Annotated in this window: 1 protein-coding gene; it reads left to right on the top strand. The window is 67.0% G+C overall.

The annotated features are described in order from the left end of the window. The first annotated feature begins 137 nt into the window (after nucleotides 1-137). The gene (locus tag ACTWPT_RS60000) at nucleotides 138-1,085 is read left to right on the top strand and encodes an XRE family transcriptional regulator (protein WP_443186479.1); all 948 of its coding nucleotides are present in this window, start codon (nucleotides 138-140) and stop codon (nucleotides 1,083-1,085) included. Nucleotides 1,086-1,216 lie beyond the last annotated feature (131 nt).

Genomic DNA, 1,216 nt, shown 5'->3' with positions numbered 1-1,216 from the left:
ATCGATCTCGCGTACACGAACCCGTTCAGCCACACCCAGAAGTCTGAAACGATCACGCCGACCGAGAGGAGACCTCGATCGGCGTGTCGTCACAAAAAGGGCAAACGTGACCGGCTACGGCACTAGCCCTCCCCTCATTGGCCCCCGACGCCGACCTGTACGAGCGCATCACCCGCGCCATCGAACACCCACGCCGCGTCGACCTCGCGACCGTGCACTGGCTGGAACACTGCCTAGCCGAACACCGCCGCGTCGAGGACACCATCGGCAGCCGCCCCCTCCTGCCGCTCGTCCACGTCCAGCTCTCCACCGTGGCCGAGCTCGCCCGAGGCGCCCGAGGCCCGCTCGCCGACCGGGCCGTGGCCATCCTGGCCCAGTACGCCCAGTTCATCGCCTGGATGTGCCAGGACTCCCGCCAGCACGCCTCGGCCCTGGCCTGGTACGACCGCTCCCACGCCTGGGCCATCGAAGCCGGAGATGCTTCCCTCGCCTCAACCACCCTGAACATGCAAGGTCACCAAGCCTGGAGCCTCGGCGACCCGCACCGCTGCGTCCGCCTCGCCGAAGCTTCCTGCTGGCACGACGGCCGCACCACCCACGGCGTGCAAGGCATGGCCGCCCAAATGGCCGGCCGAGGACACGCCCAGATGGGACAGGCCAACCAGGCCCGCACCAAACTCGCCGAAGCCGAAGACCTCATCCGAACGGCGGCCGAGCATCCTGAAGACGAACCGCCTTGGATGTACTTCTACGACGAGGGCTGGTTCCTCATGCAGCGTGGCATGGCCGAGCTTGAGCTCGGCGACGGCCGCCGCGCCGCCGACTACCTCGAACGCGGTCTGTCCACCCTGCCCGATCACTACCGCCGCGACAGAGCCTGGTACGGAGCCTGCCTCGCACGCGCCCAGGCCATCCAAGATGACGCCGAAGCCGCAGTCGCCACGGCTCTGCATGTCGTCCCGGACGCTACGGCGCTCAATGCCTACGCCGTGACCGAACTCCGTCGCACCGCCCATGACCTTGCCACGGCAGGCGCTCCCGGTGCTCAGGCGATTAAAGACTCCTTGACAGGCTCGAAGCCGTAGCCAGTGAGGTGATCTCAGAGAAATAATTCGGGGCGATTGGGGATTTCTGGGACGCAGGCGGTGCCGTTTCGGGCCTTTCGGGAGGAGTCGTCGAAGGCCGGAGACAGGCGTGGAGCCTCCGGTAGATGAGT

Origin of the sequence: Nonomuraea sp. 3N208 (assembly GCF_052245935.1) — a bacterium.
Classification (GTDB): Bacteria; Actinomycetota; Actinomycetes; order Streptosporangiales; family Streptosporangiaceae; genus Nonomuraea.
This window is presented reverse-complemented; position numbering and strand designations above follow the sequence as displayed.